Origin of the sequence: Limosilactobacillus vaginalis DSM 5837 = ATCC 49540 (assembly GCF_000159435.1) — a bacterium.
Classification (GTDB): Bacteria; Bacillota; Bacilli; order Lactobacillales; family Lactobacillaceae; genus Limosilactobacillus; species Limosilactobacillus vaginalis.
Map to the genome: position 1 here is coordinate 422,538 of NZ_GG693412.1, position 19,911 is coordinate 442,448.

18 protein-coding genes and 1 pseudogene are annotated in these 19,911 nt (G+C 42.6%); 16 read left to right on the plus strand and 3 right to left on the minus strand.

Translation table 11 applies throughout. From position 1 onward, the window contains the following. The first annotated feature begins 480 nt into the window (after window positions 1–480). From HMPREF0549_RS01865 to HMPREF0549_RS01935, 15 genes are all read left to right on the plus strand, one after another. Window positions 481–933, plus strand: coding sequence for a MarR family winged helix-turn-helix transcriptional regulator (locus HMPREF0549_RS01865; RefSeq protein WP_003716564.1), 453 nt, complete (start codon window positions 481–483; stop codon window positions 931–933). Between the two features lie 18 nt (window positions 934–951). Further along, a complete protein-coding gene (locus tag HMPREF0549_RS01870) occupies window positions 952–1,671 on the plus strand; it encodes a B3/B4 domain-containing protein (RefSeq protein ID WP_003716565.1) in 720 nt (239 codons plus the stop codon). Between the two features lie 91 nt (window positions 1,672–1,762). Beyond that, window positions 1,763–3,001: a serine hydroxymethyltransferase gene (gene glyA, locus HMPREF0549_RS01875; protein WP_003716566.1), complete on the plus strand. Its 1,239-nt coding sequence runs from the start codon at window positions 1,763–1,765 to the stop codon at window positions 2,999–3,001. Window positions 3,002–3,119: 118 nt separating this feature from the next. Further along, the gene (locus HMPREF0549_RS01880) at window positions 3,120–4,160 is read left to right on the plus strand and encodes a zinc-binding dehydrogenase (RefSeq protein ID WP_040530730.1); all 1,041 of its coding nucleotides are present in this window, start codon (window positions 3,120–3,122) and stop codon (window positions 4,158–4,160) included. A 106-nt stretch (window positions 4,161–4,266) separates the two neighbouring features. Then, on the plus strand, window positions 4,267–4,947 hold the full coding sequence (locus tag HMPREF0549_RS01885; protein WP_040530732.1) for a matrixin family metalloprotease: 681 nt from the start codon (window positions 4,267–4,269) through the stop codon (window positions 4,945–4,947). A gap of 84 nt (window positions 4,948–5,031) precedes the next feature. Next, a complete protein-coding gene (locus HMPREF0549_RS01890; RefSeq protein WP_003716569.1) occupies window positions 5,032–5,403 on the plus strand; it encodes a cupredoxin domain-containing protein in 372 nt (123 codons plus the stop codon). After that, complete coding sequence (locus HMPREF0549_RS01895; RefSeq protein ID WP_003716570.1) at window positions 5,403–7,352, plus strand: copper-translocating P-type ATPase; 1,950 nt, start codon at window positions 5,403–5,405, stop codon at window positions 7,350–7,352. The genes HMPREF0549_RS01890 and HMPREF0549_RS01895 overlap by 1 nt, the downstream gene beginning before the upstream one ends. 193 nt (window positions 7,353–7,545) lie before the next feature. Further along, window positions 7,546–8,103: an elongation factor P gene (efp, locus tag HMPREF0549_RS01900; RefSeq protein WP_040530735.1), complete on the plus strand. Its 558-nt coding sequence runs from the start codon at window positions 7,546–7,548 to the stop codon at window positions 8,101–8,103. Between the two features lie 339 nt (window positions 8,104–8,442). Further along, complete coding sequence (locus HMPREF0549_RS01905) at window positions 8,443–9,462, plus strand: hypothetical protein (protein WP_040530741.1); 1,020 nt, start codon at window positions 8,443–8,445, stop codon at window positions 9,460–9,462. A gap of 52 nt (window positions 9,463–9,514) precedes the next feature. Then, window positions 9,515–10,717: an ATP-binding protein gene (locus HMPREF0549_RS01910; protein ID WP_003716573.1), complete on the plus strand. Its 1,203-nt coding sequence runs from the start codon at window positions 9,515–9,517 to the stop codon at window positions 10,715–10,717. Then, window positions 10,698–11,558, plus strand: coding sequence for a DNA adenine methylase (locus HMPREF0549_RS01915; protein ID WP_040530935.1), 861 nt, complete (start codon window positions 10,698–10,700; stop codon window positions 11,556–11,558). The genes HMPREF0549_RS01910 and HMPREF0549_RS01915 overlap by 20 nt, the downstream gene beginning before the upstream one ends. Before the next feature lie 2 nt (window positions 11,559–11,560). Further along, window positions 11,561–12,202, plus strand: a complete 642-nt coding sequence (locus tag HMPREF0549_RS01920; protein ID WP_003716575.1) for a hypothetical protein — start codon at window positions 11,561–11,563, stop codon at window positions 12,200–12,202. 201 nt (window positions 12,203–12,403) lie between these two features. Beyond that, entirely contained in the window at window positions 12,404–13,747 is a 1,344-nt protein-coding gene (locus HMPREF0549_RS01925) for a TrkH family potassium uptake protein (RefSeq protein ID WP_003716576.1), read from the plus strand. After that, on the plus strand, window positions 13,740–14,408 hold the full coding sequence (locus tag HMPREF0549_RS01930; RefSeq protein ID WP_003716577.1) for a potassium channel family protein: 669 nt from the start codon (window positions 13,740–13,742) through the stop codon (window positions 14,406–14,408). Before HMPREF0549_RS01925 ends, HMPREF0549_RS01930 begins: the two co-directional genes overlap by 8 nt. Before the next feature lie 18 nt (window positions 14,409–14,426). Next, window positions 14,427–15,020: a class I SAM-dependent methyltransferase gene (locus tag HMPREF0549_RS01935; protein WP_003716578.1), complete on the plus strand. Its 594-nt coding sequence runs from the start codon at window positions 14,427–14,429 to the stop codon at window positions 15,018–15,020. Window positions 15,021–15,091: 71 nt separating this feature from the next. Here HMPREF0549_RS01935 and HMPREF0549_RS01940 read toward each other — a convergent pair whose 3' ends face one another. Continuing rightward, window positions 15,092–16,120 (minus strand): YeiH family protein, encoded by a 1,029-nt coding sequence (locus HMPREF0549_RS01940; protein WP_003716579.1) that lies wholly within the window; start codon window positions 16,118–16,120, stop codon window positions 15,092–15,094. Between the two features lie 170 nt (window positions 16,121–16,290). On the opposite strand from HMPREF0549_RS01940, the gene HMPREF0549_RS01945 reads away from it, so the two are divergent. Continuing rightward, window positions 16,291–17,001, plus strand: a complete 711-nt coding sequence (locus HMPREF0549_RS01945) for an alpha/beta hydrolase (protein ID WP_040530744.1) — start codon at window positions 16,291–16,293, stop codon at window positions 16,999–17,001. A 6-nt stretch (window positions 17,002–17,007) separates the two neighbouring features. On the opposite strand, the pseudogene abc-f reads toward HMPREF0549_RS01945, so the two are convergent. Together abc-f and HMPREF0549_RS01955 are read right to left on the minus strand one after the other, a co-directional pair. After that, window positions 17,008–18,494 (minus strand): annotated as a pseudogene (gene abc-f, locus HMPREF0549_RS01950) (ribosomal protection-like ABC-F family protein). 436 nt (window positions 18,495–18,930) lie between these two features. Next, on the minus strand, window positions 18,931–19,875 hold the full coding sequence (locus HMPREF0549_RS01955; protein WP_003716582.1) for a Dyp-type peroxidase: 945 nt from the start codon (window positions 19,873–19,875) through the stop codon (window positions 18,931–18,933). Window positions 19,876–19,911 lie beyond the last annotated feature (36 nt).

Here is a 19,911-nt window from a genome sequence, read left to right on the forward strand (position 1 = left end):
GTCATAGATTACCAGGATGTGCCCTTCCGGAAGAGTATCGCTAATAATTGGGTGATAGTGCGAAACTTCTTCAGGGGACGAACAGTAATCAAACGTCAAGGGCTCAAGATCGAAAGTCTGACATACTTGATGTAACTCATTTTTACTAGCCTGTGTAAGCAAAATTAAATTACAGTTTTTAAGGTCCGCGGTACATTTCTCTGGGCCGTGGCTAGAAAGCCGGTATTTTGTTAGCATAATTCACCTCACAATAATTAATAAGAGCTTTATAGGTTGATTCTAGCATAGCCGGGAGTTTAATAAGCTTTGGTCATTATAAAGTTAAAGGACTTCTTACCAGTTTATGAATCTCTTTAATTTTTGTTCAGGAATGAAGATGCTACCGAAAGAGGGCTAGTTTAATTTTAACGGATAATTATTTATTTTTGTTGCATTTGCAACAAAAATAAATATAATAGAACAAGTAAGGAGATATTTATCATGATTGACATTTTGCGTGAGGTGGGAATGATTGAGCGCGCGCTTGATTCAATTTCCAACATTGAATTTAAGGACATTAACTTATCTAACCTGCAATTTCTCTATGTGGTGCGGATATATGAACACCCGGGGATCATTGCCGAGCAGCTTGCCAATCTGATAAAGGTCGATCGGACAACTCTTGCCCGTGCCGTGCGTCGTTTGGAAAAGCAGGGTTATGTTTATCGGGAAAGCGATCCGGACAATAAAAAGATTAAGCACCTTTACGTTACGGAAAAGGGGAAGCAGATTTATCCTTTTATTATCCGGGAGAATTCGCATTCGAATGAAGTCGCTTTGCAGGGCTTTACTCCAGAAGAAGCCCAACAGGTTCATGATTATTTGAAGCGGATTCGTCAAAACATTGACGCTGATTGGAAGTTCGTTAAGCGTGGCGGAAAACGAAAATATTAATTAAAGGAGCGATTTGAAATGGATCAAGTAACAGTTGACCAAGGCTTTTGGGATCTTTTCCCAGACGCTCAAGTAAATATTTTGTACGCAGACGGAATTAATAATCACGATAACGATGAGAATGTAACAGAACGACGGCAGTTACTCCATAATGCTACTAAGGAAGCCCAAAAGTTTTTGACGAACGAAACTTTCCGTTTGAATCCAGTGATTGACCAGTGGCGGAAGGCTTACCAACAATTCAAGAAAAAGAAGGGTGCGCGTGCATCAGTCGAAGCACTATTGAAGCGAGCAAATCAGGGACGAACTTTTGAGCCAATTAACCCGCTAGTTGATGTTTACAACAGTGTTTCAATGACATATGGCGTTCCTGTAGGTATTGAAGACCGGGATAAGATTGCTGGTGATATGCACCTTGGGATTGCAAAAGGCGGCGAAGCGTTCGATTCAGTTGGTGATGGTAAGAACGAGCCAGCCCTTGAAGGTGAAGTTCTCTGGTACGATAACGATGGTGCAGTTTGCCGTTGCCTGAATTGGCGTGACGGTGAACGGACAATGCTGACAGAGGACTCTCAAAACGTGGTTGCCGTAATTGAATCAGTTAACGCTGAACAAATCAAACGCGCTAATGAAGCAATGGAAGAATTATCAAAGTTGATTCAACACTACTTTAATGTTGAGCCAAGCCAGGTCTTCCACCTTACTAAGGATAACCCGACAGCAGTGGTACCAAAGTAATTAATTTCAGTTAAGACTAGGAATGTTCCTGGTCTTTTTTGATATAATCATCTTAGTAATATCGCGCTGGATCTACTAAGGAGTGATCTTAATGGATTATGCAGGGAAATCACCAGAATTATGGGCGGCAATTAAGAAGGAAGAACACCGTCAGCAAGAAACGATCGAATTAATTGCTTCCGAAAACATTGTTTCTAAGGAAGTGCGGGAAGCTCAGGGATCCGTATTAACTAATAAGTATGCGGAAGGGTACCCAGGCAAACGTTATTACGGTGGTTGCCAATACATTGACCAGGTTGAGCAATTGGCAATTGACTACGCAAAGAAGCTTTTTGGTGCTGAATACGCGAATGTGCAGCCCCACTCCGGTTCGCAAGCAAACATGGCAGTTTACCAGGCACTCCTTAAGCCAGGGGATAAGATCCTGGGAATGGGGATGGATGCTGGTGGTCATTTGACCCACGGAGCAAAGGTAAATTTCTCAGGAAAAGTTTATGAATCATACAGCTACGGCTTAAATCCGGCAACGGAAGAACTGGACTTTGATCAAATTGAACAATTGGCGTTAGAGATTAATCCGCGATTGATTGTAGCTGGGGCTTCTGCTTACAGTAAAATTATTGATTGGCAAAAATTCCGTAAAATTGCGGATGAAGTTGGCGCATACTTAATGGTTGATATGGCACACATTGCTGGCTTGGTAGCTACGGGAGCCCATCCTAACCCGGTACCGGTTGCGGATGTGGTTACCACGACAACCCATAAGACTCTTCGTGGCCCTCGTGGCGGGATGATCCTTTCTAAGTCGCCAGAAATTGGTAAGAAGATTAATTCGGCACTTTTCCCTGGAACTCAGGGTGGCCCGCTGGAACACGTCATTGCCGGGAAAGCCCAAGCGTTTTATGAGGATCTTCAGCCGCAATTTACTGACTACATTAACCAGGTTGTCAAAAATGCTGCAGCAATGGCAGACAAATTTAATAAGTCGGCCACTATTCGGGTTGTTTCTGGGGGTACCGAAAACCACCTCTTGGTAATTGATATTACTAAGACCGGCATTACCGGTAAGGACGCTCAAGACTTATTGGATGAGGTCCACATTACAACGAATAAGGAATCAATCCCTAATGATCAGCGCAGTCCGTTTGTGACGAGCGGGTTGCGGATTGGGACACCAGCGGTAACTAGCCGGGGCTTTAAGGAAGCTGATGTTCGTCAGGTAGCTGATTTGATTATTCAGTTGCTGGAACACGCTGATGATAAAGCAGTCAAGGAAGAAGTTGCCCAGCAGGTCCATGAGCTAACTAGTAAGTACCCAATCGAGGAATAATTAGGGCAAAATTATTCCGCAAACGAATGGTTAGCTATAGGAAGAAAGCGTTTTTCATTTACGTCGCTTTTTCCTTATAATAAAGGAGAATGTTATTGAAATGAAAGGAGTCCTCAAAATGAAGAAGGCATTTTTTGCTAAAGCAGGACAAATGGAATTAAAGGACGTCGAAAAGCCAGTAGTTCAAGCAGCGGACGATGTGATTTTGAAGATCGTTCGGACTTGCGTTTGTGGATCAGACCTCTGGAACTTCCGGGGAATCAACCCACTTAAGGGTGGCGAAGAAAACTCTGGTCACGAAGCATTAGGAATTGTTGAAGAAGTCGGGGATGACATTACCACGGTTAAGCCTGGTGACTTTGTAATTGCCCCATTTACCCATGGTTGTGGTCAGTGTGCTGCTTGTCGTGCGGGATTTGACGGTTCATGCGAAGATCACGCTGATAACTTTAGTAATGGTGTTCAAGGAGAATACTACCGCTTCCAACATGGTCAATGGTCTCTTGTTAAGGTTCCTGGTCAACCAAGCTATTATAGTGAAGGGATGTTGAAGTCACTTTTGACCCTTGCTGATGTCATGGCTACTGGTTACCATGCCGCACGGGTTGCTAACGTTAAGGATGGCGATACCGTTGTAGTTATGGGTGACGGTGCTGTTGGTCTTTGTGCAATTATCGCTGCTAAGATGCGTGGCGCTAAGAAGATCATTTCTACCAGTCGGCACGCAGATCGGGAAGCCTTAGCGAAGGAGTTTGGGGCCACCGATAACGTTGCCGAACGTGGTGGCGAAGCCGTGAAGAAGATTATGGAATTGACTCATGGTGACGGTGCAGACGCTGTTCTTGAATGTGTTGGGACTGAACAATCAACTGACACAGCAATGAAGGTTGGCCGTCCAGGCGCCATTGTTGGTCGGGTTGGTTTGCCACATACGCCAAAGCAAGATATGACTACCCCATTCTATAAGAACACAATTGTTGCTGGTGGTCCGGCTTCAGTTACGACTTACGACAAGGCTATTCTTCTTAAGGCCGTTCTTGATGGTGAGATTAACCCTGGTAAGGTCTTCACTAAGACATTCACCCTTGACCAAATTCAGGATGCATATAAGGCAATGGATGACCGTCAAGTTATTAAGTCTTACGTTGTAATTGACTAAGCAAATTAAATAATTCAACCGTCCTTTGATTCGTCAGTTCATTATTTTTGACGAATCGAAGGGCGGTTTTTTAAAGTTAGGGACGAGTGAGAAAGGAGGGGTGAAGATGCGTCGTTATTTCTTATTGTTATTGACGTTAATAACGGTTGGCTTAATTACTCAGTCGGCTAGTGCTGATGATAATAATTCATCACTGCCAACAAACTATTTCAACCAGGATGCTGAAGACGCCAGTTCAAACGATTTTAGTTTTAATGATTCTGATCAAACACCAAATAACCAGAAATTAGCAATCCCCCAGAATACACCAACACCCCTTGAAGGAATCAGGTGGCGGAAACGGACGATCCTGATCTACATGCGGACGACTGATCCCCAACTAAAGGCTGCTTTCCGCAGTGCAGTCAAAAAGTGGAACCAGGTTAAAGTGATCAAGATTAAGTGGACGAAAAACGAGGATAAAGCAAACATCATTGCCACGGATAGTGATCTTTCGGCTCATACCAGCAATAACGGGGTCGGCTATCAGACAGCCCAGCTGGGAGAAACCAAGACGGAGTACAATCCTGATACCCATGAATTACAAAAGGCGACCTCGATCCTTGATCCTTACCAGCTAGACTATACTAACCCAAACTTTCGGAGTGAGGTTGCCCAACATGAACTAGGACACGCCTTAGGGTTAGCCCACGCTCCGGAATATGAGCATAGTGTTATGGTACCGCGGAATATTCGTAACGGAATTACCAAACAGGATCGGAAAAGCATTCGTCTCCTTTACCAATAAATTTTATTGTTGACAAATGTAAACAATGATTTACAATAGAATTATAAATTACATTTGTAAACGATAAAAACGGAGGAATTTATTATGGCACAAATCATTGTTCTAATTGTAGCGGTTGCGTTGATTGCGGGAATTGTTTGGTGGTTCTTTGGTAAGCATGAACAATCAAGCGAACAAGCAGCGGTTGCTAATGATCAGCAAACTGCAACGGTTGTTGTTCAGGGTGGTTATTCGCCAGAAGAAGTCGTTTTGAAAAAGGGGATTCCGGCAACGGTAAACTTCAATATGAAGGATTCTACTGCTTGTCTCTCCCACGTTGTCTTTGATAAGTTGGGAGTTAATAAGGATCTTACCAAGCAACCGGTAACCTCAATTAAGATTCCGACCGATAAAGCTGGTGAATACAACTTTGCCTGCGGGATGGATATGTTTCACGGGAAGGTGGTTGTTAAGTGATGCTCCGCAAGTTAACTAGTACGCAACGCTTTTGGATTGCATTTATTTTAGCTATCCCAATGCTAATCCAAATGTTGGCAATGCCATTTCATTGGATGATGCCAGGTTATAATTGGGTTGCGTTAATTACTACCACAATCATCATGCTTGTAGCAGCTCTCCCTTACTGGACCAGCGCCTGGGCAGCATTTAAAAAGCACAGTGCTAACATGAACACTTTAGTTGCCTTGGGAACTGCGATTGCATACTTTTACAGTATTTTTGCAATGGTAACGGGACGGGCAGTCTACTTTGAAAGTGCAGCCTTTATTACCGTCTTTGTTCTTCTCGGCGATACAATGGAAGAACGGATGCACGATAATGCTTCAAATGCCTTGAAGAAACTGCTTGATTTACAAGTGAAGGACGCTACCGTCTTACGTAACGGTGAATTTGTTCAGGTACCGCTGGATCAGGTTCAAGTAGGCGAGACGATTAAGGTTAAGCCTGGAGAAAAAATTCCGGTAGATGGGAAGGTTCTTAGCGGGACGACTACGGTTGACGAGTCAATGATTACTGGGGAAAGCATGCCAGTAAAGAAGCAGCCTGGGGATGAGGTTGTTGGCTCGACAGTCAATGGTGATGGTACGATCACTTTTGAAGCAACGAAGGTCGGCTCAGACACGATGCTCGCTCAGATTGTCGAAATGGTTAAGAAGGCTCAAACTAGTCATGCACCAATTCAGCATCTGACTGATCGTGTTTCACAGATTTTTGTTCCGGTAGTTTTGATTATTGCAATTTTAACTTTCACTTTTTGGTACGTTTTCTTCGGTGCTACTGCGGTTCAGGCAATGCTTTTTGCCGTTTCAGTAATTGTCATCGCTTGTCCGTGTGCTCTTGGGTTAGCTACACCAACAGCATTGATGGTCGGTACCGGTCGAGCTGCTAAGATGGGAGTACTGATTAAGGATGGCGAAGCACTTGAAGAAATTGAAGATGTTAAGACAATCATCTTTGATAAGACGGGAACAATTACTGCCGGAAAGCCACAAGTAACAGATGTTATTGGTGATTCTCATGAGGTGCTTAGTTTAGCGGCTAGCCTAGAAGCATCTTCTGAGCACCCGTTAGCCTCCGCAATTATGAAGAAGGCAGAAGAAGACCAAATTCAATTTACGGAAGCAGCAGACTTTAATGCAGTAGAGGGAAAAGGAGTCCGTGCTAAAGTTGATGGCAAGATTGCATTTATCGGTAATGAAAAATTAGCCGAAGACGCGCAGGTTAGTTTTAAACTGAAAGAACAGCTTATGAAGTTGCAAAAAGAAGCAAAAACGGTTGTCTTGGTTGGTGTTGATAATAAGGTAATTGGTCTGGTCGCAATTCAGGATGTCCCTAAGCCAAGTTCTGCACCAGCCATTGCTGAATTAAAGAAGCAGGGCTTGAAGACGGTAATGTTGACTGGAGATAACCAACAAGTCGCTGAAGCAATTGCTAAGGAAGTTGGAATTGACCAGGTAATTGCTGGCGTTTTGCCAAACCAAAAGGCGGATTACGTTGCTAAGCTACAGGAGAAGAATAAAGTTGCTTTTGTTGGTGACGGGATCAATGATGCTCCTGCGTTAACTACGGCTGATGTCGGAATTGCAATGGGTTCCGGGACTGATATTGCTATTGAGTCTGGAAGCATTGTCCTCGTTCAAAATAGCTTAATGGGTGTTGTCCAAGCAATCGAAATGTCAAAGAAGACCTTTAACAGAATCAAGCTGAACCTATTCTGGGCTTTGATTTATAACTTAATTGGGATCCCGATTGCCGCCGGAATTTTTGTTGGCCTGGGCTTACAATTAAGTCCAGAAATTGCGGCACTTGCGATGGCCTTTAGTTCGGTTTCAGTCGTAACATCATCATTATTGCTGAATTATGTCAAAATTCCGGATGAACGAGTAGCTAGTCACTTGGCAAACTAATATTTCTAACTCCTAGAATGAGATCACTTTTATTCTAGGGGTTAGATTGCGCTTTGAGGTGTGATACAATAGGAACCGAATGCTTTTATGAGCAAAATTACGAACGAAGCCATGAGGACGGGATTAATGTAATCCTGGATCATACTCTCATTGCGAGAGCGTAGTTCAAAAATACGTGAAGGAGTTTTTAGTTATGATTCAAACAATCGATCTGAAAAAAGGAATGGTTTTTGAACGCGGTGGCAAGTTGCTCCGGGTTCTTCAAATCAACCACCACAAGCCAGGTAAGGGTAACACTTTGATGCAAATGGACATCCAAGACGTTCGGACTGGTTCCATTGTTCACACTACTATGCGTCCATCCGAAAAGGTTGAACAAGTTAACGTTGACAAGCGTCAAGCACAATACCTTTATGATCAAGGCGATGCTTCAGTATTCATGGACATGGAAAACTACGACCAATACGAAGTTTCCGCTAGTCAACTTGGCGATGACAAGAAGTACTTGGTTGAAAACATGAAGGTTACTGTTAACTTTGTTGATGGTGAAATCGTTGGGATCGAATTACCAACCACTGTTGAACTTGAAGTTGCTGATACCCAACCAATGATCAAGGGTGCCACTATTGATGGTGGTGGTAAGCCAGCTACTATGACTACTGGTTTAGTTGTTAACGTTCCTGCATTCATCAAGAACGGTGACAAGCTGATCATCAACACTACTGATGGATCTTACAAGTCACGTGCCTAAATTAGAGTGCGAGCCCGTTAAAACTTTCCGGTGGCTAACGATTTCTCCGCTGAACGGCGTCTTGCCGTCGGAGGCGGAGGTCGTTAGCTCAAGGAAGGTTAGGGCGAGCCGATCTCGACTGTGTTGCCTAGAACGTTAGCTCTAGCGAGTTCCGAGGGAGCACGTTTCGACTATGTAGCCTAGAACGTGTTACACATTAAATTCAAAAAAGACTAAGCTGAATTTTCAGCTTAGTCTTTTTTTGACTAGCGAGTATTACTATTTGAACAAGAATTTGACTTCGAACAATTGTTCTAGTATATTTAGATAGCAATTTGTTTTAGTGGGGTAGTGACGATTTTGAAAAAGATAATTACGATGACGGCTGAACAACGCGCCAGCATTTTACAGCAATTAAATGAACGACAAATCGAAGCCTTAAGTGAATTTACCCGCTTCACGATGCTTTCACAATTTCATACTCGTCACTATTTACAGAATACTGATTGGCAGTTTGTGGGGATGGTTGTTGATCCCTGGTATCAGCGAGCACATGGTCACCATGGTGAGAATTTATACTGCGATTGTGGACGCCGGTTAAAGAATCAGTTTATTCTTCGCTCACGTTCGACAGGTAAACGGCTATATTTAGGAATTACTCACTTTCAACAGCATGCAAGTATCCCGATGGCAGTTGCTAAGGAAATTCAGCAGGGGATCAATGAGGTTCACCTGTACATGGATAGCATTCTGTTGAAGTACCAATCTGGCCAGCGTTTTCCCGAAAAATTATTTGACTATGCTTGCCAACATAACGGGTTTAAGAACCGAGAAAGTACAATTTTATTTCAACGCTGTCAGCTCTTTAGTCAGGTTAATTTACCACTATACGATACTGACGAGCATGATCTCCGTACCCTAGTTGAACAATTGAAGACAGGGAACCGGCCACGATTAACTAAAGAGCAGATCAAACAGTTATTAGCATCAATCGCCGACGACTGGCGACAGATAGAGCAACAGATTACGTTACTCACGTACCAGCTAAGTGAACAGGGGTTGGGACAACAGGAACTTCACCGGGTAAAAAGCAACGCAACAAATTATTCTCTTCAAAGAAGGAAGAGTCGGTTCCTGGTCCAAAACTGGAAAGCAATTAATGAACTAACCCTAACTAAAGCCCGGGCCCAGCTAGCGATTAAATTACGTGAGCTTGCATTCTATGTTTTAATAACTGAATCACTGGCAGAACAGTTAAAAATTAACCGAGCGCAAGCCCTGCAGATCCTCAATACACACCGTTATCCAGTGAAAACATCTCGTTCATTTGGTGTTAGGGAAGCTAAACAGTTAGTGGCGACTATCGCAAGTGAACGGTAAAGAGTAAAATAGGGAGAGAATAGGCGTGGATTAAATTGGAGGGCTGCATCATATGACTCAAACAACATTTGCAACAACGATCGCTGGGAAGCCGGTTAAAGACATTCATTCTTTAGTTGCTCACCACTTACTTGTCGTGGGACAAACGGGCAGTGGCAAAACAACGAGTACTTTATCACTGCTTGATCAATTGCAGCGCACAAACTACACCACGATTATTTTCGACCCAACTGGTGAGTATTCAAAACTGCCTAACTCAGTAACCTATAAATTAGGTGAAAATGCTTATCTTGAAGCTGGACAGTTAAGTGCTCATCAACTACGGGAAGCTCTTCAAATTTCAGGATCACCGTTGTTGAATGATAAGCTATCGCAGGCTGTTGATGCATTGCGGATCCAGCAGAACCTGGTTCGAATCAGGAAACCATATGTTAAAATTGGGGTTCCAATTGCAGATTACCAAAAACAATTAGCAAAGCTCAGCAACTGGTCCCGGTCATTTGCACCCCAGCAGTTAGCCGAACAATTAATTGAGGAGTTCGTAATCCCGTATTCTGATGAACGAGCTAATTATGCATTGCTTGGTCAACAGTACGATCGGCAGACAATTAATCACGAGTGGAATGCAATTGCGACAATTCGTCAACGACTTGCCAGTGATGCCTTTCGGGTACTCTTTGACCCGGAGCCACACCCAGGAATCTTTAAGACGGAGTTGAATTTTGTCATTAAAATGTTTCTGGAACATCGGAGCAGTCACCGAACATTAGTAATTGATCTTTCAAAATTGAAGCAATACGAGGAAAGCCAGCGAGTAGTTATCTCCTTGCTGTTAAAGAATCTTTTGGCTGCTCGCTTGCAAAAGCCTAATAGCTTCCCGGTTAATATTGTTCTTGATGAAGCTCACCGATACTTGCCAAGGGATGAGCACCAACTTGCGGATAACGGGATTTTCCAGGTCCTGCGTGAAGGACGCAAGGTTGGTTTATCAATGACCCTGACTACTCAGTCGCCATTAGACCTGCCAGCTCGCTTACGGTCGCAGTTTGCTAATCTCTTACTTCATCATTTGACAAGCCCAGAGGAACTTTCTAGTTTGGCAATTGCGGATGAAATTGATTTGCATGAAATAAGCCAGTTATCAACTGGAGAAGCTGTTTTATCATTGGCAAATGAACCACAACGAAAAATTAACGTTAACCTGCCAAAATGGTGGGAAAATAATCATGATAGGAATGAAGAGAATGAAAACTGAAGGACGAATGACTGCTGCACCATTTGTAAAGTGGGTTGGTGGGAAGCGCCAATTACTAGCTGAATTAGCGTCCTATTATCCCCAAAAATTTAATCGCTACTTTGAGCCATTTATTGGTGGTGGGGCTAATTTGCTTAATCTTCTTCCCGAAAAAGCGATAATTAATGACTTTAATGAGGAATTAATTAATGCTTGGCAAGTTGTTAAGGACCAGCCTGAGAAGTTAATTAGTTTGGTTAACGATCATGCAGATAATGATAGTAAAGAATATTATTTAAATATTCGCTTAGCCGATCGGGACGGCCGCTTGTCAAAGATGTCTGCTGTTGAACGGGCAGCACGATTTATTTATTTGAATAAGGCTGGGTTTAATGGTTTGTGGCGAGTTAATTCAAAGGGACAGAATAATGTCCCCTATGGCGCTCACAAGAAGGTAAGCATCCCAGTTGACGCGATTCGTAATGATCACCATTACCTAGTTACTCATGATATTGAGATCCTTCAGGGCGATTACCGGGATGCAGTAACAAGCGCTGAACAAGATGATTTTGTCTATTTTGATCCGCCATATATTCCAGTTAACCAAACGGCTGCGTTTACGAGTTATACCAAAGACGGCTTTGGCTTAATTCAGCAGGAAGAATTACGTGACTTAGCATTGCAATTAGCTGATCGCGGTGTCAAAGTAATGTTATCAAATTCTGATGTGCCGCTAATTGAGCAACTCTATGCTAATCGTCAATTTCATATTCACCATGTCCAGGCACGACGAAGCGTTAATTCAAAAGGTAATAGGCGGGGCAAAGTTGGCGAAGTAATTATTACAACTTATGGAGAATAAATATGATTGAGAATGGTACGGGTGGAGCAAATACTAATTTAAATGGGCTTGCTTTTGAACGACAGACAGATTTGGCTCATCATTTAGCAAACGATTTTAACGGTAGATATGAGTTAGCAGAATACCCAATCAAAAGAGAAAATTTAGTAAAAAAGGGAGCAAAGGATAGTCATTTTCTTGTCCATGATCGGATTAATAATGAAGATATTGGGGTCGTGACCAAGCAGTTTCAGTTTTATAATGTCTTGAAACAAGTCTATGGAATAAAAAATATACATCATAAATTTTGGAAACCTGATGAAGCCTTTTTTAACTTTAAGCGACGAACAGTTTTTATTGTTGAAAAAAAGTATCAAAATGGTTCAGGCTCTGTTGATGAGAAACTATTTGGCCTTAATGCTAAACGAGTCCTTTATCAGGAATTATTTAATCGCCAAATGAAAGAACCAGTTATTCCAGTAGAATTTATAGCCATGTTTAATAAATCATGGTGGTTAGATGGCCAGACATTGGATAAAGTTACGGGTGAAATAAAGAAAACACAATCGGTTGATTACCATGATTATTTTGATAGTCTTCGTAATAATGGAGTACGAATTATGTTTGATCACTATGAAGACTGGTATTTTGGACTGGAGAGCTAGAACACTTACTATACGATTGAAAAGATTACGGGACAAAATTTTCTTTTTATGGTATAACTAATTATGGATTATTTTTAATCCAATTAATTACTTTGAATCACAAAAAGGGCGACGGCATTATACCGTTGCCTTTTTTGTCTGAAATCATTAGTTAATGATAAGATAGAAAGCAGATTGAATTGGAATGGAGGGTGAGAGTTAATGATCGAGATCTTTAATCATAAATATTCTTTTCCCAAGCTATTGACCTGGGGCTTTTTAGCGATCATTTTGCTTGGCACGATTTTGCTATCATTGCCGATTGCAACGCGGTCCGGTCGCAGTGATGATATCATGACCGCCTTTTTCACATCCACTAGTGCAACGTGTGTAACTGGCTTAACTCTGGTGCCGACCGCGACTTACTGGTCTTTCTTCGGTCAAGTGGTGATTGCGATCCTAATGGAAGTTGGTGGACTCGGTTTCATGACGTTTGCGGTTATGATGTCGTTGCTGATTCACCAGCGAATGAGGATGTCTACGCGATTGTTAACCCAAGAGGCGCTTAACCTTGATCACCTTTCACAACTAAACGTGGTTAATTTGATCATCCGCTTATCAATTATTATTCAGGTGGCGGGGATGGGATTACTCTTTATTGATTTTTATCCCCGTTATGGCCTAAAAAAGGGACTATGGTTTAGCGTTTTTCATTCTATTTCAGCTTTTTGCAATGCTGGCTTTGATTTAACCGGCAATAGTCTTGAGAACTATGCCAAGGATCCCTACATGTTAACGGTAATGGCCGTATTAATCATTACCGGTTCCTTTGGCTTCTTGGTTTGGCAGGATTTGCTTCAATTCCCTAAACGCCACCATTTATCACTTCATACCCACCTTGTCCTTTGTACTGGGGCGGTAATCTTTGTGATTTCAGTTTTAGTTTATTTTCTGACTGAACATAACTTAGGCCAGTTTAGTAGGGAATTATCCTATCCCCAACGGATATTTAATACGATCTTCATGGCAATAACTCCCCGGACGGCAGGACTCGTTACCATCCCGTATACGAAACTAAGTGCGGCCGGAATTAGTACGACAATTATTTTGATGTTCATCGGTGGTGCTCCCGGTTCGACTGCTGGGGGGATCAAAACCACCACGATTGGTTTGCTGACTCTTCAGAGTATCGCTACTCTGCGTGGTCGTCGGGACACGGTCTTTGCTCACCGGCGATTTACGGACGAAAATGTCTTTCGGGCATTGACGCTGCTTTTTGTTGCCTTTGCAATTTTGATGATTTCGATTCTGTTATTAGTTGAAACACAAGCACTTCCCCGGCACGATTCCTTGACTTACGTTACCTTTGAAGCAACCGCAGCCTTTGGGACAACGGGAATTTCTCTTGGGATCACGCCTAGTCTAAATTTTGTCGGCAAATTAATTATTATGTTTTTAATGTTTATTGGACGGGTCGGGATCTATACGGTGATGTATTCAATCCTCAATGCTCAGCCAAAGCAACGGGAATACCGTTATCCAAAGGAAGGTGTCTTAATTGGTTAAACGAGAAAGTTATGCTGTCATTGGTTTAGGACAATTTGGTTCGTCTATTTGTGATGCGTTAGTTCAGGCGGGACAAGAAGTTCTTGCAATTGACAGTAATGAAGAGGTAATTAATGAATACGCCGACTCTGTTATGCGAGCGGTAATTGCCGATGCTCAGGATGAGGATGTACTTCGCGATCTTGATATTGGAAGCTTCGATCATGTTTATGTTTCTATCGGAAAAAATGTTGAGGCTAGCATTATGGTGACGTTAATTGCTAAAGAGTTAGGGGCAAAAGATGTCATCTGTCGAGCGGAGAACGCTAACCATGCTCGAGTTCTTGAGAAAATCGGGGCCGATCAGGTTGTGCGGCCAGAACATGATTTAGCAAAGCGACTTGTCTTTCAACAGTTAAATCCAGGGGTAATTGATTACGTCCAACTCAGTAAGAAAGTCACGTTAGCTGAGGTTAATATTAATAACCCAAAGTTCTTTGGCAAGACTTTAGACGAGCTTGATTTTCGGAATCGGTTTAACGTTAACGTCATTATTATCGTAAATGCTGATGATGAGGTTAACCAGATGCCGCAAGCTAGTGATGTGATTAAGCCACATGATAAAATTACAGTAGTGGGCGACCTAAAAGACATTAAGAAGCTTAATAGTATTGTTGCTTGACCGAAAAGAGGGTAAATCATGAAGGTATTATTAGTGATTATTATTATCTTAATTCTGTTAGTGGTAGGAATTTATTGCAATACACTATTTCGGGGACGGAATTTAATTTGGGGACAAATTTTTCGGGAACTAAAGATGCCTGAGAATGCTCAGGTTGCAATTTTAGGGCTAAACTATGCTGGACTATTTATCGACGTAGCAAAGCGATTAAAGGCTCCAGGAAAGGTAACCGGAGTCAACATTGGCAATGAAAATGTGACAAAGCAGGAAAGTGAGCGAATTAAGGAAAATCGGGTTGCTGATCGGGCAAAACTGGTTGATGGTAGCTTACTGAACCTTCCGTTAGAGAGTCGGCACTATGACTATGTCCTTTCAACATTTACTTTCCATAGTGTTTCTCCCGCGATTAATCGGGGACGGGCAATTCAGGAAGCTGTTCGGGTAATGAAGCCTAATGGCACCCTAATCATTGTTGATTTTGGTAATCTTCAACAATACCGCCCACTTCTTAACATCCTCGGTTTTCAAGACGTAAGAGTAGTTCCAACCGGTATCAATGGTTGGTGGGGTGGCCCATGGTTAAAAACCAGTGTTTTGATGGCGAGAAGATAGGAATAACAGAAAAGCCTTTAGCATTCGGTATTAGCCGAATGCTAAGGGCTTTATCAGTTTAAAGTAGTCTTTTAGAAGAAGAGCCGACTCATAACAATCATAAAGATCAGTAAACAGGTTGAACTGATTGCGGCAGCACCAAAGACAGCACCGCCACGTTTGAAAATGACCCGGAAATTAACCGAAATTCCAAGGGCCGCCATTGCCATTCCTAAAAAGATGTAGGCTGCTTGAACAAGGCCATCCAGTAATCCTGCAGAAAGCGGCAGGAATGTTCCCAGAATACTGGTTAGAATGAACCCGCCAAGGAACCACGGAATTGGTAATTTCTTTGGTGCCTGTTCGTGTTCTTCAATACTTTCGCGGATGAGCCGTCGTTGGTACCAGTAACCGACAATTAATGCTACCGGAGCAAGAAGAAGGACCCGGGAAAGCTTCATGATTAATGCATTATCTAGGCTGGCTTCACCAAAGGCGCCTCCAGCAGCGACTGCGTGGGCAATTTCGTGGAGTGATCCACCGGCAACAATTCCAAATTGGGGATCGGTTAAGCCCAGAATTGGTTTAAGACCAATTTCAACCAAGGTGAAAACAGTTCCCATAACACAAACAACTGCTACCGCGAGAACCTCATTTTCCCGTTTCCGTTCTTCATCGGTAGTTTCAATCTGTGGTGAAACCCCCATAACGGCAGCAGCACCACAAATTCCGCAACCACAAGCAGAGAGAATTGCTAACTCATCTTCAGCACCAAATTTGCGGCTGAGCCAGTAAGTTAAGCAAATGGTTCCGGTAACCCCAACCATCGCAACAAGGATCGTCTTTACCCCAGCTTGGGCGAGTGACTCAAGATTTAGCCGGAAACCAAGTAGGATGATCCCGAGACGTAAAAACTTGTTTGAGATAAAGCCCATTCCTGATTTGGCATCAGCTTGTAGTTTACTTGGTGTCAGTTGCATTGCAATCCCAAGAAGCAACGCAATGACTAGTGCCCCAATCAGGTTAACATACGGTAGCTTTGCTAGAAGAACCCCAGCAACCGCACAGATGAGAGTCATCACGGCAGCCAGCAAAAAGCTCTTCGTTTTAATAATTGACATTATTTAATAATTCCCCTCTCTTTAATCCTGTATAACTTTAGCAGATCCATGGACATAAACAAGGGGGATTTCTTAAGAAAGTCAAATGTAAACGGTTGCCTTAATTATTCTGCTTGAAGTCGTTCAAAAAAAGCATGAAAATAAAGGTGTTAAAAAATGGAGGGATATTAATGGATATTCAAAACGTTTCACTATTTCAATCTTTTTCTTCACTGGATGTTTACCACAGCAATAGTGACAAACCGTTGCCAGGAATCGTAATTATCCCTGGTGGAAGTTACAACAGGATTATGGAACGAGATTCTGAACGGGTCGCAATTACCTTTGCTAGTCACGCTTTCCAAGCATTTGTGGTCCGTTATCCGGTAGTTGAACATAAGGACTATCAGGCAGCTAAGTCAGCAGTTGCGCAGGCATTTGATCATATCGTTGCTCATGCTGACGAACTAAATGTGGATCCCAACATGTTAGGAATTATCGGCTTTTCAGCTGGCGGACAGTTAGCAGCTGCGTACAGTAACATTGCGCACACGAAGGCTAAGTTTGTTGGCCTTGGCTATCCGGTAATTAAACCGACAATTGATGATCGAATGGGCGTGTCAACTGAGGATGTTACTCAACTTGTTAACGACAATACTCCGGCAACCTTTATTTGGGGCTCGTTTAATGACCAAGTAACACCATTCAATGACCATATTTTGCCATATGTTCAAGCGTTGAGATCACATGACGTTCCTGTCGAACTTCACGAATTTAGCACTGGTAACCACGGGCTGGCACTTGCTAATAAGTATACGGGAATCGTCAATAATGACCGGACAGATGAACACATGAGCGAATGGTTTAAACTCTTTCTTAATTGGCTAAAAACATTGGATTAGGGTAGTTTACTCATCTTTGTTCAAGCAAATAACCTTCGAACTTACCTGCTCAATGAAGTGGTGATCGTGCTCGACAAAGAGGAGTGGTGGTTGATATGTTTGAATTAAGTCAATTAGCTGCTCCTGGTTATATGTGTCAAGTTAATTTAACGGCTCATCCCAAATATAAAGATGGGCGGGAGTAGCTAGTGACCGTGCCAATTCAACCTTCTTTTGCTGTCCCATGCTCATCGTCTCGATTCGGTTATGAAGGATCGAGCGCGGGACACCTAACTTACGAAGAATATTGAGGAATGTTTCCAGTTCTAGGTGGTTTGCTTTGGCAAATTCAGTTAGGCTTCCTGAATTATCTGAATAGTCTTGGCGAACCGTACTAACTGTAATATTGCTGGCAAGCTCAATTGTTCCGTTAATATTTCCGGAAAATTGGTGACAGATTGCCTGAATTAAACTGGATTTTCCAGTGCCGTTCCTGCCGCTCAGAGCAACCTGTTCATTTTGCTTAACGGTAAAATTCAGTGGGCAAAGAGCTGATGGTCAGAGAATGAGAGGGTCACGTCCTTAACCGCTAGCAAAGTCTGGTGATGATCTCGCTGAAGATTAAGCGAGAGCGGTGTGGTGGAATCAATGTTGTTAAGTAATCCCTGCTTATCATTGATTACTTGCTCTATTCGGTTATTAATGGTTACTGACTTTTTCATCATTTTTGCGGCCTTAGCGCCAAGGAATCCCTTATCAGCGTGGGAATTATTCTTTTTCTCACCCTCAGCTCGATTGGCCCGTTGCTGGCGTTGCTGTTGACTTCGTTTCAGCTTTTTAATATCAGCCCTTAATTGTTGATTAGTCGTGATTGCTTCTTGGTCACGACGCTTTTTTTGTTTAAAGTAGGTTGAATAATTTCCTCGTTCTAAGACTAGCTGAGATCTTTCGATTACTAAGGTATGGTCAATAATTTGATCAAGAAATTCCCGATCATGGCTGGTAATGATGAAGCCAGTAGTTTTTTGACGGAGATAGTTAGCAACTTGTTTACGACCAACCTGATCAAGGTGATTTGTTGGTTCATCAAGAAGGAGATAATCGTAATCACTGGCAAAGAGAGCGGTTAATTGAAGCTTTGTCCGTTCACCACCGCTTAATGTTGAGTAAGGTTGCCATAAGATTTCAGGATTGGTTGCCATTAAATTTAGTTCTCGTTCTAATTGCCAAGGCTCAAGAAACGAGTTTGGCACTGCCTCAATCACCGCGTCTCCAGCAAGGAAAGTCGGCTTTTTAATGGTTAACGGGAAATATTGCGGCTTTAGGTTAGTAATGATCGAACCTTGGTAGTTGACGAGATTACGAAGGATCTTCATCAAGGTAGTTTTCCCACGGCCGTTTCTACCAAGCAAACCCAACTTCCAGTCACCATCAAGGTCTAAATTACAGTGATCGAAAAGGGGAGCCTGTCCTGGATACGCAAACGAGAGGTTTCTGATTGTTAAGTTTTCCATTAAACGCATCACGTCCTTTCTTATGGACGCAAAAAAGGCCTACCACACGGGCAGACCTTTAAAATGGTATTTTCCTACCATTAAATTTATGATCTTCACATTGAAATAATAATTCTACCCGTGAGCAACCTTTCTGCGTCGTTGGTACAGATTAGTTGCAGTAAATTGTGTAGAATTAAAACTTCAATGGATGATCCCTCCTCAAATTTTGCTAATCAAAGCGTATCAATTTTAGGAAAGGTTGTCAAATGATGCTTTTGCTGCGATAGAGTGGAAACGTGTTTGTCGTGACCTTCCTCGAGCTAACGTTCTAGGCAACTAAGTCAAAATGTGTTCGCCAGGGACTTGCTAGAGCTAGCAACCTCCTTCCTAGGCGCGAGTCGCCTTCGTCAGGAGAAATTGCTAGCTTTCCGCAAATCCTTTGCTGGCTCACACTCTAATTTAGTTCCCCATCCGCGATTTTGTCTAATAGGGGACGAGAAGGGATGAAGAAGAGTTGGCCGGAAAGAATGTCGGAGAATGATAACAGGTAATCATTCTTCTTGAGCATGTTTTCAAGCATTGTCTTAGTGACTTTCCAATAACGGGAATAGCCGATGAAGTAGGTTCCGGTATTTCCGGCAACGGGATCGGAGTATGGAACGTTCATCCGGACGATCTTTTGTTCTACACCGTTAATTGTTGCTTGCGAGGCAACGTTGTGGGCATTAGCAAACTTTTCGTGATCTTCAAGCTCAAGGTCGCTAAACTTCTTTCGCCCAACAGCCTTTTCTTGATCTTCAGTAGTTAATTGATTCCAGATGTCCATATGGTGACGCCATTTTTGAGCAAAAGCATATGAGCCGTTTTCAAAGAATGGATCTTCATCGCCAATGATTGCGTAGTGGGCGGCATCTTCAACCTGCGGGGCTTCAGTGCCATCAATGAAACCGATAATTGCCCGTCCTTCAAAGTAACGGAAGCCCTTTGTTTCATCAATAACGGTAGTAAAGTCCTTCAGGAAGAGCCGACACTGACGGAGAAGTTCATATACAACAGCCTCGTCATTTGCTCGAATATGAAGAAAGAGATCACCCTTAGTGGCTGGCATTGTGTATTTCTCACCGGAAAGGGTTTGATATGGTTCAAGTTCCTTTGGCTTAGGAGCGTTTGGAAATAGGTAGTCCCAAGCATCGCTGCTAAAGCCTAACGAAGTTTTTAAGTTACCATTATTATCACGAATTCGTAATGATCTGATAATTGCCTGATAACGATCTACAAATTCTTGAATTGCCTCTTGTTCCTTTGCTTGATCCTTGCGATTTAGTTCAAGAACCGTAAATTGAACGTGCTCTCCTGCGTCTTTCCAGACATCCTGAGCTTTACTTGGATTCATTACCATTTAAATTACTCCCTTCACAAAAGACCGATTAAATAC

What these genes read in the sequence shown, in the direction of transcription:
- HMPREF0549_RS01865 (WP_003716564.1), top strand. Translation starts at nt 481, where the DNA reads ATGATTGACATTTTGCGTGAGGTGGGAATGATTGAGCGCGCGCTTGAT.
- HMPREF0549_RS01870 (WP_003716565.1), top strand. Translation starts at nt 952, where the DNA reads ATGGATCAAGTAACAGTTGACCAAGGCTTTTGGGATCTTTTCCCAGAC.
- glyA (WP_003716566.1), top strand. Translation starts at nt 1,763, where the DNA reads ATGGATTATGCAGGGAAATCACCAGAATTATGGGCGGCAATTAAGAAG.
- HMPREF0549_RS01880 (WP_040530730.1), top strand. Translation starts at nt 3,120, where the DNA reads ATGAAGAAGGCATTTTTTGCTAAAGCAGGACAAATGGAATTAAAGGAC.
- HMPREF0549_RS01885 (WP_040530732.1), top strand. Translation starts at nt 4,267, where the DNA reads ATGCGTCGTTATTTCTTATTGTTATTGACGTTAATAACGGTTGGCTTA.
- HMPREF0549_RS01890 (WP_003716569.1), top strand. Translation starts at nt 5,032, where the DNA reads ATGGCACAAATCATTGTTCTAATTGTAGCGGTTGCGTTGATTGCGGGA.
- HMPREF0549_RS01895 (WP_003716570.1), top strand. Translation starts at nt 5,403, where the DNA reads ATGCTCCGCAAGTTAACTAGTACGCAACGCTTTTGGATTGCATTTATT.
- efp (WP_040530735.1), top strand. Translation starts at nt 7,546, where the DNA reads ATGATTCAAACAATCGATCTGAAAAAAGGAATGGTTTTTGAACGCGGT.
- HMPREF0549_RS01910 (WP_003716573.1), top strand. Translation starts at nt 9,515, where the DNA reads ATGACTCAAACAACATTTGCAACAACGATCGCTGGGAAGCCGGTTAAA.
- HMPREF0549_RS01915 (WP_040530935.1), top strand. Translation starts at nt 10,698, where the DNA reads ATGAAGAGAATGAAAACTGAAGGACGAATGACTGCTGCACCATTTGTA.
- HMPREF0549_RS01920 (WP_003716575.1), top strand. Translation starts at nt 11,561, where the DNA reads ATGATTGAGAATGGTACGGGTGGAGCAAATACTAATTTAAATGGGCTT.
- HMPREF0549_RS01925 (WP_003716576.1), top strand. Translation starts at nt 12,404, where the DNA reads ATGATCGAGATCTTTAATCATAAATATTCTTTTCCCAAGCTATTGACC.
- HMPREF0549_RS01935 (WP_003716578.1), top strand. Translation starts at nt 14,427, where the DNA reads ATGAAGGTATTATTAGTGATTATTATTATCTTAATTCTGTTAGTGGTA.
- HMPREF0549_RS01940 (WP_003716579.1), bottom strand. Translation starts at nt 16,120, where the DNA reads ATGTCAATTATTAAAACGAAGAGCTTTTTGCTGGCTGCCGTGATGACT.
- HMPREF0549_RS01945 (WP_040530744.1), top strand. Translation starts at nt 16,291, where the DNA reads ATGGATATTCAAAACGTTTCACTATTTCAATCTTTTTCTTCACTGGAT.
- HMPREF0549_RS01955 (WP_003716582.1), bottom strand. Translation starts at nt 19,875, where the DNA reads ATGGTAATGAATCCAAGTAAAGCTCAGGATGTCTGGAAAGACGCAGGA.